This is a genomic window from Nostoc sp., from assembly GCF_036917655.1.
Lineage (GTDB): Bacteria > Cyanobacteriota > Cyanobacteriia > Cyanobacteriales > Nostocaceae > Nostoc.
This window is the reverse complement of record NZ_JBALCY010000063.1, coordinates 111,120-127,392: the sequence shown is the minus strand read 5'-3', so window position 1 is coordinate 127,392 and position 16,273 is coordinate 111,120. Positions and strand designations below refer to the sequence as shown.

Genomic DNA, 16,273 nt, shown 5'->3' with positions numbered 1-16,273 from the left:
TAACTCCCCGATTTCAGCAGCTAATAGTTAAGACTGCGGATTTTGCCGAAGCCCCAACAAGTTTCCGTCAATATCCTTGAAGACAGACAATTGAACTCCGTGACCGACATCTGTAATTGGCCCAACTTCAACTCCTTTTTCAATAAGGCTTTGACGAGCAGCAACTATATTGTTTACAACAAAGGTACTAACGGCACTACCTGGTTCAACTGAGTTACTTAAGTTCAGTCCAATTGCAAAGCGCCCAATATCAGGGATACTAAACTGTCTCCAGCTAGGCGTGTCATATTTTGATTCAGGAACTAAACCGAGTTTGTCCTTGTACCACTCGACACTAGCTTCCAGATTAGTAACGTCTACTTTACTGACAAAACTATATTCACCAAAGGTGTTTTTCAATGTCATAATCTACTGTGCTAATCCAAAACTTTTACAATATAGCTATTATCAACCTTTTTGGCGACAAAAAACTGTAAATCTATCGTTAAACAGTAGTTTAATATTTAGACGCAGAGCATGAGAATTCATCTCAAATCAAGTCTTCTTCTTTTATAGGACTTACGCATAAACTACGAAATTTAGGGGCAATTCATGAATTGCCCCTACGGTAAATCAAGGCTTTCACTGCCTTTTTGCGTAAGTCCTGTTTTAGTTCAGTAATTCTCCTTTTGAAACATTTGTACTGAGAATAAAGTCAAAAAATAAACAAAAAAATATAATGTTTACGCATATAAATGCTAACTTCACGCGGATAGATGAGATAGTTCCTAATATATATAAGCTTTCTATCTCAAATAATAAAAATTTCGTTTTCAGTCAATTCCTTATCCTTGATGAGCGCCCTATGCTTATTCATACGGGTCGCTCAAATTGGTTCGAGCAAACTTATGAGCTTGTTTCGTCTGTCTGCGATGCTTCAAAACTTCATTACATTGGTTTATGTCACCTTGAGGCTGATGAGTGCGGAGCGCTTAATCAATGGCTTCAAGCATCTCCGCAAGCGCAAACAATTGTGAGTCCTCTGAATCAATCGAACATGGATGACTTTGCACTGCGACCAACAACGGTTCTTAAGAATAACAAAGCTCTTTCCTTGGGCAAAAGAGATATCATCCTGCTTGAAACTCCTCATTTCCCTCATGGATGGGAGGGTTGTATATTCTATCAGCCGCAAGAGGAGATCCTTTTTTGTTCCGATCTTGCAGCTCATCCTGGTCAGTTCGAGGAACCTGTTACCGAAAAGGATCTTACAGAATCTATCATTAACTTTCAGCAAAAAGTCGGGTTTATGTCTGAAGGCAAAAGCTTCACCCGAGGAATTGAGGCAATAGAGAATCTACCCATTAAGTACCTTGCAACAATGCATGGTTCTATTATTCACGGGGAGTCTATCTCGAAGCTTCTTTCAAAAATGAAGCAAACCTTTGGGTCTTAAGTTGATTGTAGGCGTGAAGAAATGTTGGGCTAATGCTGCGATAAAAGTGTTCTTGAGTGGAGCGAATGATCGGTCTCCATGAGTTCTGCTTTTGAAGGATGCCGTTCTGTTCTGGTCTTATCTTTAAGATTAATCAACTAATTTTGGATTTTAGATTTTGGACTTCGGCTCCGCTTAGTCGAACGATTTTGGATTAAAGTGAGTTCGATGGATTTGATATGACCTCTTTCCTGTTTTCACTGAGACAATCGCCAAATCTTAATAGTATTGTCCTCACTACCGCTGACAAGGGTCTTGCCATCAGGACTGAAGGCGACGGATGTCACAGTGTTGGTGTGCCCCGCCAATGTCAGAATTTCTTCTCCTGTGGCTGAATTCCACAGTTTAATGGTGCGATCGCGGCTACCACTAGCAATAATTTTACCATCGGCACTGAAGGCTACGGTTGTGACAGTGTTGGCATGTCCCGTTAGCGTGCGAATTTCTCTACCCGTAGCTAGGTTCCAAAGTTTGATGGTGCGATCGCGGCTAGCACTGGCTAAAGTTTTACCATCTGGGCTAATAGCCACAGCTGTTACTGTTTGAGAATTTCCCTCCAGTGTACGGATTGAGTATCCCTTTGTTAGATTCCAGATTTTGATCGTCTTGTCAAAACTGCCACTGACAAGAATCACGCCATCGGGGCTGATGGCTACTGATCGCACCCAGAATGTATGCCCTGTCAGTGTCCGAATTTGCTCTCCTGTTGCTAAATCCCATATTTTAATGGTGTTGTCATCACTGCCAGTAACCAGAGTCTCGCTATCAGCACTAATGGCTAGGGCATGAACTGAGTCAGAATGCCCCTCCAAAGTGCGAATTTGTCTTCGCGTTGCCAGATTCCAGATTTTGATGGTGTTGTCATCACTGGCACTAACCAGAATTTTGCCATCTGGGCTGATTACCACGACATTAACTTGCTGAAAATGTCCGTTGAGTGAAGAGATTTGTTTTCCGGTTGCGAGATTCCAAAGTTTGATTTGGCGATCGCCGCCACTGCTGGCAATGGTTTTGCCATCAGGGCTGATGGCGACAGATAAAACTGAGTTTTCATGTGCTTGGAGAGTATTAGCTAAGGAAACCTCCCCCAAAGTAATCTTTGGCGGTTGCCTTAAAAGCGCTTCATTTTTGCCAGAATTATTATGCTGACTCAGCCTAGAGACTAAACTGGTCTGAATCCGGCGAAAATATTTATACCAAGATTCTTGGAATCCGAATAACAGAATCAAAGCACTTATTAAAACTAAAATTCTCAGTAAGGGATAACTTTTTGGTAAAGATGGTGCTCTAGTTGGTGGTATTTTCCCAGATGACTTACCGGCTGGTGGTAGTGCAAGAAGTTGTTTTGGAGTCAAGTCTCTAAGAACTTCATCGGCTGACTGGTAACGTTCTTGGATGTCTTTTTTCAAAAGCTTGTCGATCACAAAATCCAATTCAGGATTTAATGGACTCCGCAAATATTCCCGCCAATTACTCACCCAGGCGTAGCCAGATTCCATCCACAACTGAAAGGGCGAATTTCCCGTTAGCAGATGAAAGCAGGTAGCCCCCAAACCGAACAAGTCACTGGCGGGGAAAGCTTTACCATCTCTAATCTGTTCTAGGGGAGAATAACCGTGTGAACCAATGGATGTGCCAGATTTCTGCTGAACTTTGGCGGTAAATTGCTTTGAGGAACCAAAATCAATCAGACTTAATCGCCCATCACTTTTATCGCGGATAATATTTTCTGGTTTGATATCCCGATGAATGATTTTGCGATCGTGGATAAATTTCAGGATTGGCAATAGATCTAGCAAAATAGATTGAATTTCCCTAGCGTTATATCCCTTGCGCTGTTGCAACTCCTTTAATAAATTCTCGCCATTGATAAACTGCTGCACTAAATATAGGCAGCCGTCTTGCTCAAAGTAAGCTAGCAAAGTCGGAATTTGGGGATGTTCGCCCAGGTCTTGTAGTCGCTGCGCTTCTTCCGCAAACAACTCCATCGCCTTTTTTTGCGACCAAGTTCCTTGGAATTTTGGAGCTAATTGCTTGATAACACAGCGTTCATTGAGTTTATCTACATCTTCTGATAGATAGGTTCTGCCAAATCCCCCCTCATCTGAAAGGACTCGGATGACACGGAAGCGATTTCTTAAAAGTGACACCAATGGGGTGCTACAACTTTGGCAAAACTTCTTTCCATTGGGATTCAGGGGATTAAGGCAATCGGGATTTAAGCAGCAGATCATGATCTGACAGGCGCGACTGCATGACAACTTAGGCTAAGTTTGCCCCGAACTTTCCCTTAAGAAAATTGACTCTCGTTTACTTATGGTAGAAAACCCTGTTCTGGGGATTGGGGAATTACTTAATATAGTTAGCGTTTGTAAATAGTAGTCAGTCTTCCTCGTCTGTGGAAAACTACGAGAGCCATAAGATTAATTATTCTATCGATTATATAATAATCTGAATATAAATATTTTTCTGAGCTGCTAGCCCTAGTAATTTTGCTTGTATATTGGCAAGCGAAAAGTGACTAAGTATTAACTGAAACCCTGATTAATTAACCATCACTGATTATTAAATGTAGTCACAATGCTTACTAGATTTGTTTTTGATATTTTCAATCATCCATGATTAATTGTTAATTTAATACTTTAGGTAATAATGCTTCAACTTGATTCTGCAACCTTGTTTACTTGAGCCTTGCTCTCCATTTCCGAATAGCACTAGCAGTTCTGGCAACAGGTGGCATATATACATCAGGAGTTTCGTAAGAATTTTCGTGTTGTGTAATACTTTTATTGTTTAATTTTTGGGTAGTTAGACAGTTAGCCAAAGTAGGCAAATAGTTTTCATTACCTAAAGCTTTCATGACTTCATCGGCAGTCTTAAACCGATCACGTAACATAATTTTCACCATTTTTCCTAAAATATGGGCGAAACTGTTGCTAATATTTACCTCTTTTTGCCAGCATATCTCACCAGTATTCGCGTCGTACTCAAATTCTAAAGGGCTTTTCGCAGTCAACATATAAATACAAGTTATACCCAGTGCATAAATATCACTGGCATAAACTGGACGGAGAGAAAACTGTTCTGGTGGTGCAAATCCCCTAGTCCCAATAAAGTTGGTTTTTGCAGCTTGATTGATTGAGTTTTCACAAACGTTAACTAATTGCTCTTTTACCGCCCCAAAATCAATCAGTACTACCCGCCCGTCATCCTCACACCGCAATAAATTCTGGGGCTTAATATCCCGATGAATCACATGATGTTTATGAAGATACTGTAATACAGGTAATAATTCTTGTAAAAACTGTTTAACTGAGGCTTCACTTTTGGCCCCAGTTTGCCGCACTTCTCGTGCCAAAGTCAAACCTGGCACGTATTCTTGAATTAAAAAAAACTCCCCATTCGCCTGAAAGTAGTCTAATAGCATGGGAATTTGCGAATGACTACCGAGTTGACCCAAAGTTCTTGCTTCTTTTTCAAAGCGCATACACGCCCTTTGCCAACTTTGAGGATTAGTCACTTTCGGACAAAGCTGTTTAATGACACACAGGGGATTCCCAGGTAATATGGCATTTTTGGCTAAAAACGTGATGCCAAAACCACCTCTACCTAAAATTTGCAATATTTCATAGCGATCGCGAAATAGCCGTTTGGAACCACACATTTGACCAAGTTGAGTTTGCTGTGAAATGCTCTGTTGAGAATTCGTTATTTTCTGAAAAAAGCGATTCATTAGTATAAAATATCTGCTCTGAAATGTCTCTAATTCTACGACAAATATTCATTGACAACAGTAACATTACTGAATCTTTGCCAAATTATTATTACTTTTCTGTTAAAAATTCAAAAAGCAAAAATAAATCTCTGTATAACTAGCACTTTTAAGGTGAAAAAAGCTCGATTTCCATTGTTCTCTCGTTTATCTCGTTCCCATGCTCTGCATGGGAATGGCTGATTAGGGGCTGCTGCCTCCAGTCAGACATTGAGATGAATACATTCCCAGGCGGAGCTTGGGAACGAGTCAAGCCTCATCAAGCTAGGTTTTTAGGACTTTAGGACTTACGCAAAATTGTCTCAAAAACCTGATTTGTCGTAGGGGTAATTCATGAATTACCCCTACTTCAGAACTTTTTTGCGTAAGTCCTGGATTTGTGTGTACACTGTAGCCGAGCCGGAGAGGGACAGGTTTTGCGTAGTAAAACCTCTTAGAGGTCTTTTGATTCGACTGGAGGAAACTACAGCTATACGCCCCTACTAGGTATTTTGTGAAATGGTATAACACCAAGGGTATTGAGTTCTAAGGCACTTCAATGGGAATCAAAGCATTTTCTGGCAAGTAGTTGCAAAAACGCCCTTCATTTGCAAGCACCAAAATCAGGCGCAGGGGATAATCTGGCGGAACTTGCAAGTCAGCCCACGGCACTGCCAATTCTAAACAACTATTTATTGCTACTTGAGCGCGACTGAAACGGGGATGCCATTGATGATTGTCTCCAGCTTCTCGAAACTGAATCGATTGCGTCAGCAAGTTAATTTCTAGAAGATGGTGGAAAAGGTAATTAAGTGGGGCTGCATCTGGTACATCTGCCAAGGGAACTGGGCTATTGACCATTGTTTTTTCTGGATAGAACCACAGCAAATTCAACTCTGCTGGCAAATCCTGCCCTGGTGTAGCGCCACTTTTAAAGTCCAACCGCAAATAGAAATTCAGGTGATCCACTCCATACCAAAGTCGCTGGATGACACTGCTATTGTGCATCGTCCCCCGCGCTCCGCCGATTTCTATGCGTCCAGCTTTGTCCCAGTCTTGTTCATCACCCTTACCATCGATGACGGGATGAATAAACCCTTGTGGGGTGTGATTTCCCTGTGCTTGGTGGATTTCCACTGGTTGCCTGAGATAGGGCGGTACAGGTTCATTTAATGCCTTGTAAATGCCAAACAGATGTTCTCGAAACAACCGATCAAAGATGGCATCTTGATTTGAGGAGTGTCCTGCACCAAACCACCAAAACCAGTCAGAACCCTCTGCGGCATACAATGCTTCCCACGCTTCTGGGTTGTTTTCTTCCGTCGCTTCGGGATGACTTGCGAGCATAACCCTTGCTGCTGTCAAGTAATCCCAAGCACGATTTTTGGCGGGATCGCCGATCCAAGTGGTGAAGTTGCCATCCACCCAAGAACCACTATGTAGTTGCCCTTCGGGAATGGTGGCTGTAGCTGGAAATTCTTCGAGAAATTCGGAGACAGTGACCAGTTTGAGGCGGGGTTCGTCGCTCAAACTTTGATATAAAGCTTCTAGGAAGGGTTTGCCGTCTTGGGGATAAAATTCCCAGCAATTCTCCCCATCCAAAGCGATAGTAACTAGCCAAGGTTGTTCACTTTGACTGTCTCTTTGCATTTTAGCGATCGCTTGCAAGTGTCCCACTAAATCTGCGGCTGCCTGTTTTGCTGGCATGGCGCTGTAGGTAAAGCCAATCAAATCTGATAATCTGTGGTCACGAAACACAATTGACAAGTCACCCTCTGCGGTTTGCAGGCGATACGGTCGGTACAGCAGTTCTGGTTGCTGCACATTCCCTGCCCCATCCCGATGAAAAAAGTGTTTCAGTGTCCATCCCAAGACGGCTTCATCTGAGCATATCCACTTAAATCCTTGGTTAATAATGTGTGGAAGTACCGCCGGACTTACTGACTGTTCCGAAGGCCACAAACCACGAGGTATCTGTCCAAAGCGCTCTTTATAAAAGTTCCAAGCTTTCCGCAAGTGACGGGGAATATCTTCTGCCCACTGAAATCGCTGGTTAGGTAGTGTCATATTTGGGACAGCAACCCGACCAGAGTTAGTATCAGCTAGTAACGGCAAAATCGGGTGTGTGTAAGGCGTGGTGGTAACTTCTAGCTGCCCCGCCTCCTGCATTTTTCGATGTTGAGGGATAATGCGGCTGAGGATTTCTCGCTGTTTGGAATAAATGCGCTGGCGATCGCTTAAAGTAAAATTCCGACCCTGTTTTAACCAAGCAGCAATTTCCGGGTCATCCCAAAACAGCGGATCGATCCAAGCTAGATTGTGCCAAGCTAGCAAATCGCCATAATCTGGCAATTCCCAATTTGCTAAACACCAAGCTTGCCCTTTTTCCTGCCTTTGCTGGTACAACTCGGCATAGCGGGGATGGGGGTCAATCAGAGTGTGGTGATTGGCATCGAAAAAGTGTTGGATAATAAATTCCCGCTGTTGCTGGTTGAGTTGTTCATCTGGTGTCAAGCTGGCTGTGAGATAAGGGTCAAAAGCAGTGCCAGCAATATAATCTTCCAGTTGCAATATCAGCGATGGAACTAAATTCACCGTTTGGTGTAACTTAGGATACCGCTCTAAGAGCAATACCAAATCCAAATAATCTTTAGTCCCATGCAAACGTACCCAAGGTAGCCGGTACTGCTGACTCGGAGATAGCGAAACGCCGCTGCCAGGAGATTTGTACAGCGGCTGATGTTGATGCCAGATAAAAGCGATGTAGAGAGGATGGGACATAAGAATAGTTAGGAGTTAAGAATGAGGAGTTAGGAGTTGATTCAAAACTCATAACTCCTAACTCCTAACTCCTAACTTTTACACCACTTGCTCAATTTCTGCAATTTCGGGAATCATTTCCTTAAGGCGGCGCTCAATACCCATTCTCAGGGTCATTGCAGAACTGGGACAAGAACCACAGGCACCTTGCAACCGCAGTTTTACAACAGGCCCATCGAGTTCTACGAGTTCCACATTGCCGCCATCAGACATGAGATAAGGGCGCATTTCATCTAAGACTGTTTCAACGTTATCAATTGTGAGTTCCATAGTTTTAGACCTGCTAAGTTAATGATGGGCGATGGGCATTGGGCATTGGGCATTGGGCATTGGGCATGGGGCATGGGGCATTGAGTAATAATGATCCCTGTGCCCTATGAGCCGTTACTCATTAACCATTATCCAAAATTTTCTTTTCCAGCTTTGTTTAATCGATCCTAAATCTAATTGCCGCTAGATTGTCAGGTGTCAGTTTTTAATGACTTTTGACTAAACCACTACTGGTTTTAGCAACTTGATATAAGATTAGCTGAAACATTGTTTTCGTGTGAGCCTCCTACTTTACTCTAGCCTTTAGGTTCTGCTTTGCAGTATGGCGGAAGGCAGGATTTAATGCTCCTAAGTACACCTTTGCGTAAAAAGGGGTCAAAAATCTATTTTACGTAGGTTGAGTAGCAATACGCTTGGGTTAGCGTCAAAAATCTTAAACTGCGTAGGTTGGGTTGAGGAACGAAACCCAACATTTTCGAGGGTTTGTTGGGTTTCACTTCGTTCAACCCAACCTACGATTATCCTTACAGCAGATTGCAACTTGGTGAGGTACAGATGATTTCAAGGGCACAGCACTGCTCATTGGTGTCAACTTAAGCGCAAACCCTTTTAAAACCTCGTTTCCAGCCTCTGGCTGGAAATGCGCCTCTTGGCGGCTCTGCCGCCAGCAAGGGAGGCGGAGCCTCTAGAACGGCATTCCCAGTCGGAGACTGGGAACGAGACAATCTAAAAGCTGGTTCTAGGCAGGTTTTTACGTTAAGTTGATGTGTACTTCATTTACCTGAAAAACGCTGTAACCCAAGCGTATTGGGTTGAGTAGAGCGAAGCGAAAGCCAACATTTAGGTGTTTCTTGTGTTTTGTTCTTCAACCCGATATAAAATTATACCATTCTCTAGGCTAGGGACAGAATTATTTCCAATCTCCAATTTTGTTATTTATTAAATAATAATTACTCAAAAACTTTAAAATTTAAAACTCCAAACCCAGTATTGTTAATGTTCCAGATGACCAATGACTAATGACTAATGACTAACTCAGCACTCAGCACTGTCTGTTGAGTCGCTATCAGTACATGAAACCATGACTGGTTGTTGATATAGTGGCACTGTAAATGTGACCGTTGAGCCAAGTCCTTCGCCCAGACTATAAAAATGTACCTCGCCGCCCATTGCCTCCACTAGCTTCTGGGATATTGCCAGTCCTAAACCTGTACCACCGTACTGGCGAGTGCGGGAGCCATCCACCTGAGAGAATAATTGAAACAGTTTATCTTGTTTGTCCAAAGAAACACCGATGCCAGTGTCTGCAACACGGACTCTCACCATGCCAGGAAATTCTTGACCTTGAAAGTTCGGCTTCGCTTTTTTGAGTACTAAATCGGCGCTGACGGTGACGCCCCCTTCATGGGTAAATTTGATCGCATTACCTACCAAATTGAGCATAACTTGTAGCAACCGTTGGTAGTTGCTTTGGACAATGATTTCATCAGAGGTAGCAGGCATTTGCATCCGAAAGCTGAGGTTTCTGATTTCTGCTTGGGGACGCATAAAACCTTCTACATCACTGAATAGCTCATCTAGCTTGACTGGAGCGTAAACTAGCTCCATTTTACCAGCTTCGATTTTGGCAATATCCAAAATATCGTTGATGATATTCAGTAAATGTATAGATAAGTGGTGAGCTTCTGCCAAAAATTGGTTTTGTTCTTCTGTGTCATCTGCCATCCCTTCCAAAATCAGCTTTAAGAAGCCAATCATGCCGTTGAGAGGGGTACGAATTTCATGGGATACATTAGCCAGAAACTCGCTTTTGAGGCGGGAAGCTTCTTCGGCTTTTTGACGCGCTGCTTCTAATTCTTTATATAAAGTAGCATGTGCGATCGCAGTTCCCAATTGATCTGCGGCTTCTTTTGCCAGTTCTAATTCCGATTCTGTTAATCTGTAGCATTCATCCTGCCAAGTCAAGGCAACCAATCCATTGGCTTGGTCTTGATAGCAAGTCGCAACCACCAAAGTTTTGTGCCGCCTAGAATCAGCATATCCAGGCACTTCCATCACAACTGGTTCTAGGGTTGCCAAGACTTGAGCAAAGGCAGGCTCAGAAGCTATATCTATTTCTTCTGAACCAAGCATTGAGGTGAGTTCTGGTTGGTGATACTCAGCCATCACTTTCACTTTTGAGCTACAGGGCTGATAGGGACGACAAATAATGCAGCGTTCTAGCCGTAGTGCTTTTCCTAAACTGTCAACTGTTTGCTGCCAAATAATATCTAAATCCAATGTTCGGCGAATATTTCTGGTAATCCGATTTACCAGTTTTTGGTGTTGCTGTGAACGTAAAGCCAACTCTATTTGTGTGGGCATTTTTGATGCCACACGCACTTGTTTTTTGTTGAGTGTCGCTTGCACTAACCGTCCCATCACTAAAACTGTAGTAGCAGTCGTTCCCAAACTCGGCATAATCGGACTAATCACTAAGTCCAACTCAAATAATTCCTGATGGTAGCTAAACCAACACTGAAACCTTTCTGGCACCAAACTTGTCAAAATTCGGTGCAATCGTTCCAAATAAGTGACCTTATCCACCGGGACAAAGGTTTGGGTCTGGTTCAGCTCGTCAACTATTTTTTCAGTATTTAACCCCAAGAGTTCGCTGTGCTGCCAACAAAAGGTCAGATAGCGCCCTGCCCCATCTTGCATATACACCAACTCGGCTCCTAGAGTTGGTAATGAGCCATCAGTCTTACTGGTGATAGATTCCAGATTTTGGGAAAATACATTCGGCAATTGGGATTTGGCAGTAATAGTCATTAATTGAGTTGGATAGACAAAGGTATCCGACCGTAATTTTACTAAAGCTGCTCAAATTTTTGCATAATTTTTTACAGCTTTTTTGTTTTTTATTGTGTTTTTATTGGTGTTTTGAAATCCAGATTGGCAAACTTCACTTTTTCTAATTTGCATTGACAGCTGACTGATGGGGTCAATCGTTCCATTCACCGCGAGGAGGAACGGGGGTACGCACAGGCGTGCGCGTCAATTCATCATCTCTGAGAATTTCACCCCGCAACCACTGGCGAATCGCCACCTCAATCACTTTACTTGGGTCATTGGTGAGATGTTGAATTTGCTCTAGTAACTCGGAGTCTAGGCGGACAGCAATTTCTACCTTATCGGCTCGTGTGTTTTCCGCTTCGGTAGTTTTTTCTTGCATATTCATAGGTTTATATACTCTGAATTGGTTTTGTCTAAAGCTTTGTAAAGTAGTTATATTCATCATTTGGGCTAATTCACTGAAAAATCTTCAAAGGCACAGTTAGATAGTTCCCCGAAATAGCACCAAAGTAACAGCTTTAAATTTCAAATCGCATTTTTCATATAACTGACTAGACAATGGCTCTAGAAATTTTGTCGGTAAATCAGTAATTTTGGGCAATTACGGGTCGCAATTGCCCATGATCCCTACATGTACTTATTTACATTCATTGTACGCTCCTAGCTGATGAATACTAGCAGCGACAAATAGACTTTCATAATATTCTTAAAAGTCCACCTATTTAGATCGAAAGTTAAAGATGGGGTGAAGTGGGGCATTGGGAATAACTCCTAACTCCTAACTCCCCACTCCCCACTCAGAACTAAAAGCCAGGAGCGTCTTGGCTAAGAAAGCATTAAAATACATTAAGTAAATTGCTCTTTTAACTTTGGTTGCTGCTAAGGCAAAGATAGTATATGACTGACGTTCCCGCAGTTCGCATTCGCAATTTTTGTATTATTGCTCACATCGACCACGGGAAATCAACCCTCGCCGATCGCTTGTTGCAAGCCACTGGCACTGTTGAAGACCGGCAGATGAAGGAACAGTTTCTCGACAATATGGATCTGGAACGGGAGCGCGGCATTACAATTAAGCTGCAAGCTGCCCGGATGAACTACACAGCTAAGGATGGTCAGCAGTATGTGCTGAACCTAATTGATACCCCTGGACATGTGGATTTCTCTTATGAGGTGTCGCGCTCTCTTGTTGCTTGTGAAGGGGCATTGTTAGTAGTAGATGCGTCCCAAGGTGTGGAGGCGCAAACTTTGGCAAATGTCTATTTAGCGTTAGAGAGTAACCTGGAAATTATCCCGGTTTTGAATAAAATCGATTTGCCAGGATCAGAACCAGAACGGGTAATTGGCGAGATTGAAGAAATTATCGGTCTAGATTGCAGTGGGGCGATTCTGGCCTCTGCTAAAGAAGGAATTGGTATTGATGAAATTTTAGAAGCAGTTGTCGAGCGGATACCGCCACCGCCTAATACGATAAATGAACGCTTACGAGCGTTAATATTTGATAGCTATTATGACAGTTACCGGGGAGTAATTGTGTATTTCCGGGTGATGGATGGCACCGTGAGAAAAGGCGATCGCATCCATTTAATGGCATCCGGTAAAGAATTTGAAATTGATGAGTTAGGTGTCCTTTCTCCGACGCAAAAGCAAGTTGAAGAACTGCACGCTGGAGAAGTAGGCTATTTGGGAGCGGCAATTAGAGCTGTAGCTGATGCCAGGGTAGGAGACACAATTACCCTAAGTAAGGCGAAAGCAGAGTCAGCCCTACCAGGTTATGCAGAAGCGAACCCGATGGTTTATTGTGGCATGTTCCCCATTGATGCTGACCAATTTGAAGACTTGCGGGAAGCCTTAGAAAAGCTCGAACTCAACGACGCAGCGCTGCACTACGAACCAGAAACTTCTAGCGCGATGGGGTTTGGTTTCCGTTGCGGGTTCTTGGGTTTGCTGCACATGGAAATTGTCCAAGAACGTCTAGAGCGAGAGTATAACCTAGATTTAATCATTACAGCCCCCTCGGTGGTTTATAAGGTGATCACCCTCAAAGGTGAGGAGTTGTACATCGATAATCCTAGCCGTTTACCTTCTCCCAACGATCGCGAAAAAATTGAAGAACCCTACGTCCAAGTAGAGATGATTACGCCGGAAACCTATGTTGGCAGCTTGATGGAGTTGTCACAAAATCGCCGTGGCATCTTTAAGGATATGAAATATCTCGCCCAAGGAAGAACTACACTTACCTATGAGCTACCCTTGGCGGAAGTGGTGACTGACTTTTTTGATCAGATGAAGTCGCGATCGCGCGGTTATGCCAGTATGGAATATCACCTGATTGGCTACCGTGAAAATCCTCTGGTGAAACTAGATATCATGATTAACGGTGATCCGGTGGATTCCTTAGCGATGATTGTGCATCGAGATAAAGCTTACAACGTCGGGCGGGCAATGGCAGAAAAACTCAAGGAACTAATTCCCCGTCATCAATTTAAGGTGCCAATTCAAGCGTCTATTGGCAGTAAAGTTATTGCCAGTGAACACATTCCTGCCTTGCGGAAAGATGTGCTAGCCAAGTGCTACGGTGGTGACATCAGTCGGAAGAAGAAACTTTTACAGAAGCAAGCAAAAGGTAAAAAGCGGATGAAATCCGTAGGTACTGTGGACGTACCCCAGGAAGCCTTTATGGCGGTACTGCGCTTGGATCAAAGCTAATTTAAGAGTGCTTAATCCTCAGAGACGATTGGCTGCTTGCGGCGACATCTCAACCTGAAAAAACATAAAAGACGATGCCATTGGTGTCAAGTTAACGTAAAAACCAGTCTAGACAAAGCTTTGATAGATTCCCTCGTCAAGAGTCTCTGACTGGGAATGCCTAATGTGGCGGCTGCCGCCTCAAGATTAGCGGCAGAGCCGCAATGAAAAAGCATTTCCAGCTCTGGCTGGAAACGAGGTTTTAAAGGGGTTTGCGCTTAAGTTGACACCAATGGCTTTTCGGCCCACCCCACAAGATTGGATAATTTATTTGTTGTCAGTCCCTAATGCAGGTGACAAAGCACTTTAGACATATCCGCGAATTAACCTCAAAGCCTTATAAATTAAGGATAAAAACCTAATTTTCGGATTAATCTTTTATATAGCCAAACAGCAGGGGCGTGATCAAGTTAGTGCTTTCGCGTCGTTACCGCTTCTTGAAGCCTAAGTTGCAAAGTGGGCGCTTAAATACTGCTGTGAAGCCGATTTCCCCTTTCTTGTTAACCTCTCAAAAGCCTATCCCAACAACTCACTTTGACCGTGCCAATTTTAGATTTTAGATTAAAGAATTAAAAATTATTTCGGTTCATGCCCCGCCCCGCACTTCTGACAGGGCGCGAACGTGGGCGGAACAATTCCATTATCCAAAATTTAAAATTCGGCTTGCCCCAAGCCAAAAAGTGGTCGGGGTCAATCCAAAATTTAAAATCCAAAATCCAAAATCGATTGACCTTGTGTTATATTGCTAGCCCACAGTTGATAACCTTTGATAAGCTTTAACAAAATCACCGTTAAAAAATCTAAAAGTTTTAGTAAAAGTACTCACTATATTCGCCAGACTTGTATTTTTAGATAAATGTAGTTATTTAGATATTTGTAAAGTGTTGGGGAGTCTAGTAGATGAAGATACTGGTATTGAGTTGGGAGTTTCCACCAAGGATTGTTGGGGGAATTGCGCGGCATGTAGCGGAGTTGTACCCGGAACTGGTAAAGCTAGGGCATGAAGTTCACCTGATTACGGCGGAGTTTGGTCAGGCATCGATGTATGAGGTGGTTGAGGGAGTAAACGTACATCGAGTGCCAGTGGCACATAGTAACGACTTTTTCCACTGGGTAGTCAATCTCAACCTGAGTATGGGACATCACGGTGGTAAGTTGATTTTAGAGGAAGGGTCATTTGATTTAATTCATGCCCATGATTGGTTAGTAGGAGATGCTGCGATCGCTCTTAAGCATAATTTTAAAATACCACTAATTGCCACAATTCACGCCACAGAATACGGACGTTATAACGGTATTCACACAGACATCCAAGGCTATATTAATGGCAAAGAAATCTTGCTGGCTTTCAACGCTTGGCGGATTATTGTTTGTAGCGACTATATGCGCCAAGAAGTAGGACGAGCATTACACAGTCCTTGGGACAAAATCGATGTCATTTATAACGGTATCCGAGCCGAAAAGAAACAGCACCACGTAGATTTTCATGCTCTGGATTTTCGCCGCCAATTTGCCACAGACGAAGAGAAAATCGTTTACTACCTCGGTCGCATGACCTACGAAAAGGGTGTACCTATATTACTCAATGCCGCACCCAAAATCCTTTCCCAAATGGGAGGTAACGTTAAATTTGTGATCGTTGGTGGCGGCAATACTGACCATCTCAAGCGCCAAGCCTGGGATTTGGGAATTTGGCATCATTGCTATTTTACAGGTTTTCTCTCCGATGATTATTTAGATAAATTCCAAACTGTCGCTGACTGTGCCGTTTTTCCTAGTCTTTACGAACCTTTTGGAATTGTGGCTTTAGAAAGCTTTGCTTCCCGTGTTCCTGTAGTAGTTTCTGATACTGGTGGTTTTCCTGAAGTGGTGCAACATACCAAAACAGGCATTGTTACTTGGGTGAACAATCCCAATTCTTTAGCTTGGGGAATTTTGGAGGTTTTAAAAAATTCAGGTTATCGGCAATGGCTGGTGGATAATGCTTATGAAGATTTAGAGCGGCGCTTTAGCTGGCCGAAATTAGCCAAGCAAACTGAAGAAGTATATCAGCGAGTTGTACAAGAGCGATCGCAAATTTCCTGGTAAGGGACTTCCACATCCCCGACTTCTTCAAGAAGTCGGGGATATAAATTAAATATATAGAAAATCATGATCACTCCCGCTTTGTCTGTAACTTTGGTGCGATCGCCCGCGATAATGATTTATTACAAGAAGATAATCGCGACTTGTGGTATAAAGTTCAACCTTACCTGATTGGGATTTTCACTGCTAAAGGGATTCCCTTAGTGTGGCAAGGTGAGGAATTGGGTGAAAACAATTTAATCGGGGTTCCAGCTATTCAGAATATTGGGTAACTATTCCCAGCAACTACG

Annotated in this window: 11 protein-coding genes; 4 read left to right on the top strand and 7 right to left on the bottom strand. The window is 43.0% G+C overall.

Going from position 1 to position 16,273, the window contains the following annotated elements; genetic code table 11:
* Positions 1 to 27: 27 nt before the first annotated feature.
* Entirely contained in the window at positions 28 to 405 is a 378-nt protein-coding gene (locus V7K30_RS21790) for a VOC family protein (RefSeq protein WP_335002794.1), read from the bottom strand.
* A 313-nt stretch (positions 406 to 718) separates the two neighbouring features.
* Here V7K30_RS21790 and V7K30_RS21785 point away from each other — a divergent pair, with 313 nt between their 5' ends.
* On the top strand, positions 719 to 1,435 hold the full coding sequence (locus tag V7K30_RS21785) for a hypothetical protein (protein ID WP_335002793.1): 717 nt from the start codon (positions 719 to 721) through the stop codon (positions 1,433 to 1,435).
* Positions 1,436 to 1,671: 236 nt separating this feature from the next.
* Here the strand turns inward: V7K30_RS21785 and V7K30_RS21780 are convergent, their stop codons facing one another.
* The 6 genes from V7K30_RS21780 to V7K30_RS21755 form a co-directional block, all read right to left on the bottom strand.
* Positions 1,672 to 3,708 carry a serine/threonine-protein kinase gene (locus V7K30_RS21780; RefSeq protein WP_335002791.1) on the bottom strand — a complete coding sequence of 679 codons (2,037 nt, stop codon included), beginning with the start codon at positions 3,706 to 3,708 and terminating at the stop codon, positions 1,672 to 1,674.
* Between the two features lie 446 nt (positions 3,709 to 4,154).
* Entirely contained in the window at positions 4,155 to 5,207 is a 1,053-nt protein-coding gene (locus V7K30_RS21775; RefSeq protein ID WP_335002789.1) for a serine/threonine-protein kinase, read from the bottom strand.
* A 564-nt stretch (positions 5,208 to 5,771) separates the two neighbouring features.
* Entirely contained in the window at positions 5,772 to 8,006 is a 2,235-nt protein-coding gene (locus V7K30_RS21770) for a glycoside hydrolase (RefSeq protein ID WP_335002787.1), read from the bottom strand.
* 78 nt (positions 8,007 to 8,084) lie between these two features.
* A complete protein-coding gene (locus V7K30_RS21765) occupies positions 8,085 to 8,315 on the bottom strand; it encodes a NifU family protein (protein ID WP_012408256.1) in 231 nt (76 codons plus the stop codon).
* Between the two features lie 1,035 nt (positions 8,316 to 9,350).
* Positions 9,351 to 11,126 carry an ATP-binding protein gene (locus V7K30_RS21760; RefSeq protein ID WP_335002785.1) on the bottom strand — a complete coding sequence of 592 codons (1,776 nt, stop codon included), beginning with the start codon at positions 11,124 to 11,126 and terminating at the stop codon, positions 9,351 to 9,353.
* 172 nt (positions 11,127 to 11,298) lie between these two features.
* Positions 11,299 to 11,535, bottom strand: a complete 237-nt coding sequence (locus V7K30_RS21755; RefSeq protein WP_012408258.1) for a hypothetical protein — start codon at positions 11,533 to 11,535, stop codon at positions 11,299 to 11,301.
* A gap of 512 nt (positions 11,536 to 12,047) precedes the next feature.
* Between V7K30_RS21755 and lepA the strand changes: the two genes are divergently transcribed.
* The 3 genes from lepA (at position 12,048) to V7K30_RS21740 (ending at position 16,255) form a co-directional block, all read left to right on the top strand.
* Positions 12,048 to 13,859, top strand: coding sequence for a translation elongation factor 4 (lepA, locus tag V7K30_RS21750; protein WP_335002783.1), 1,812 nt, complete (start codon positions 12,048 to 12,050; stop codon positions 13,857 to 13,859).
* Positions 13,860 to 14,798: 939 nt separating this feature from the next.
* Complete coding sequence (locus V7K30_RS21745; RefSeq protein ID WP_335002781.1) at positions 14,799 to 15,986, top strand: glycosyltransferase family 4 protein; 1,188 nt, start codon at positions 14,799 to 14,801, stop codon at positions 15,984 to 15,986.
* Positions 15,987 to 16,030: 44 nt separating this feature from the next.
* Positions 16,031 to 16,255, top strand: coding sequence for an alpha-amylase family glycosyl hydrolase (locus tag V7K30_RS21740; protein WP_335002828.1), 225 nt, complete (start codon positions 16,031 to 16,033; stop codon positions 16,253 to 16,255).
* The last annotated feature ends 18 nt before the right edge of the window (positions 16,256 to 16,273 follow it).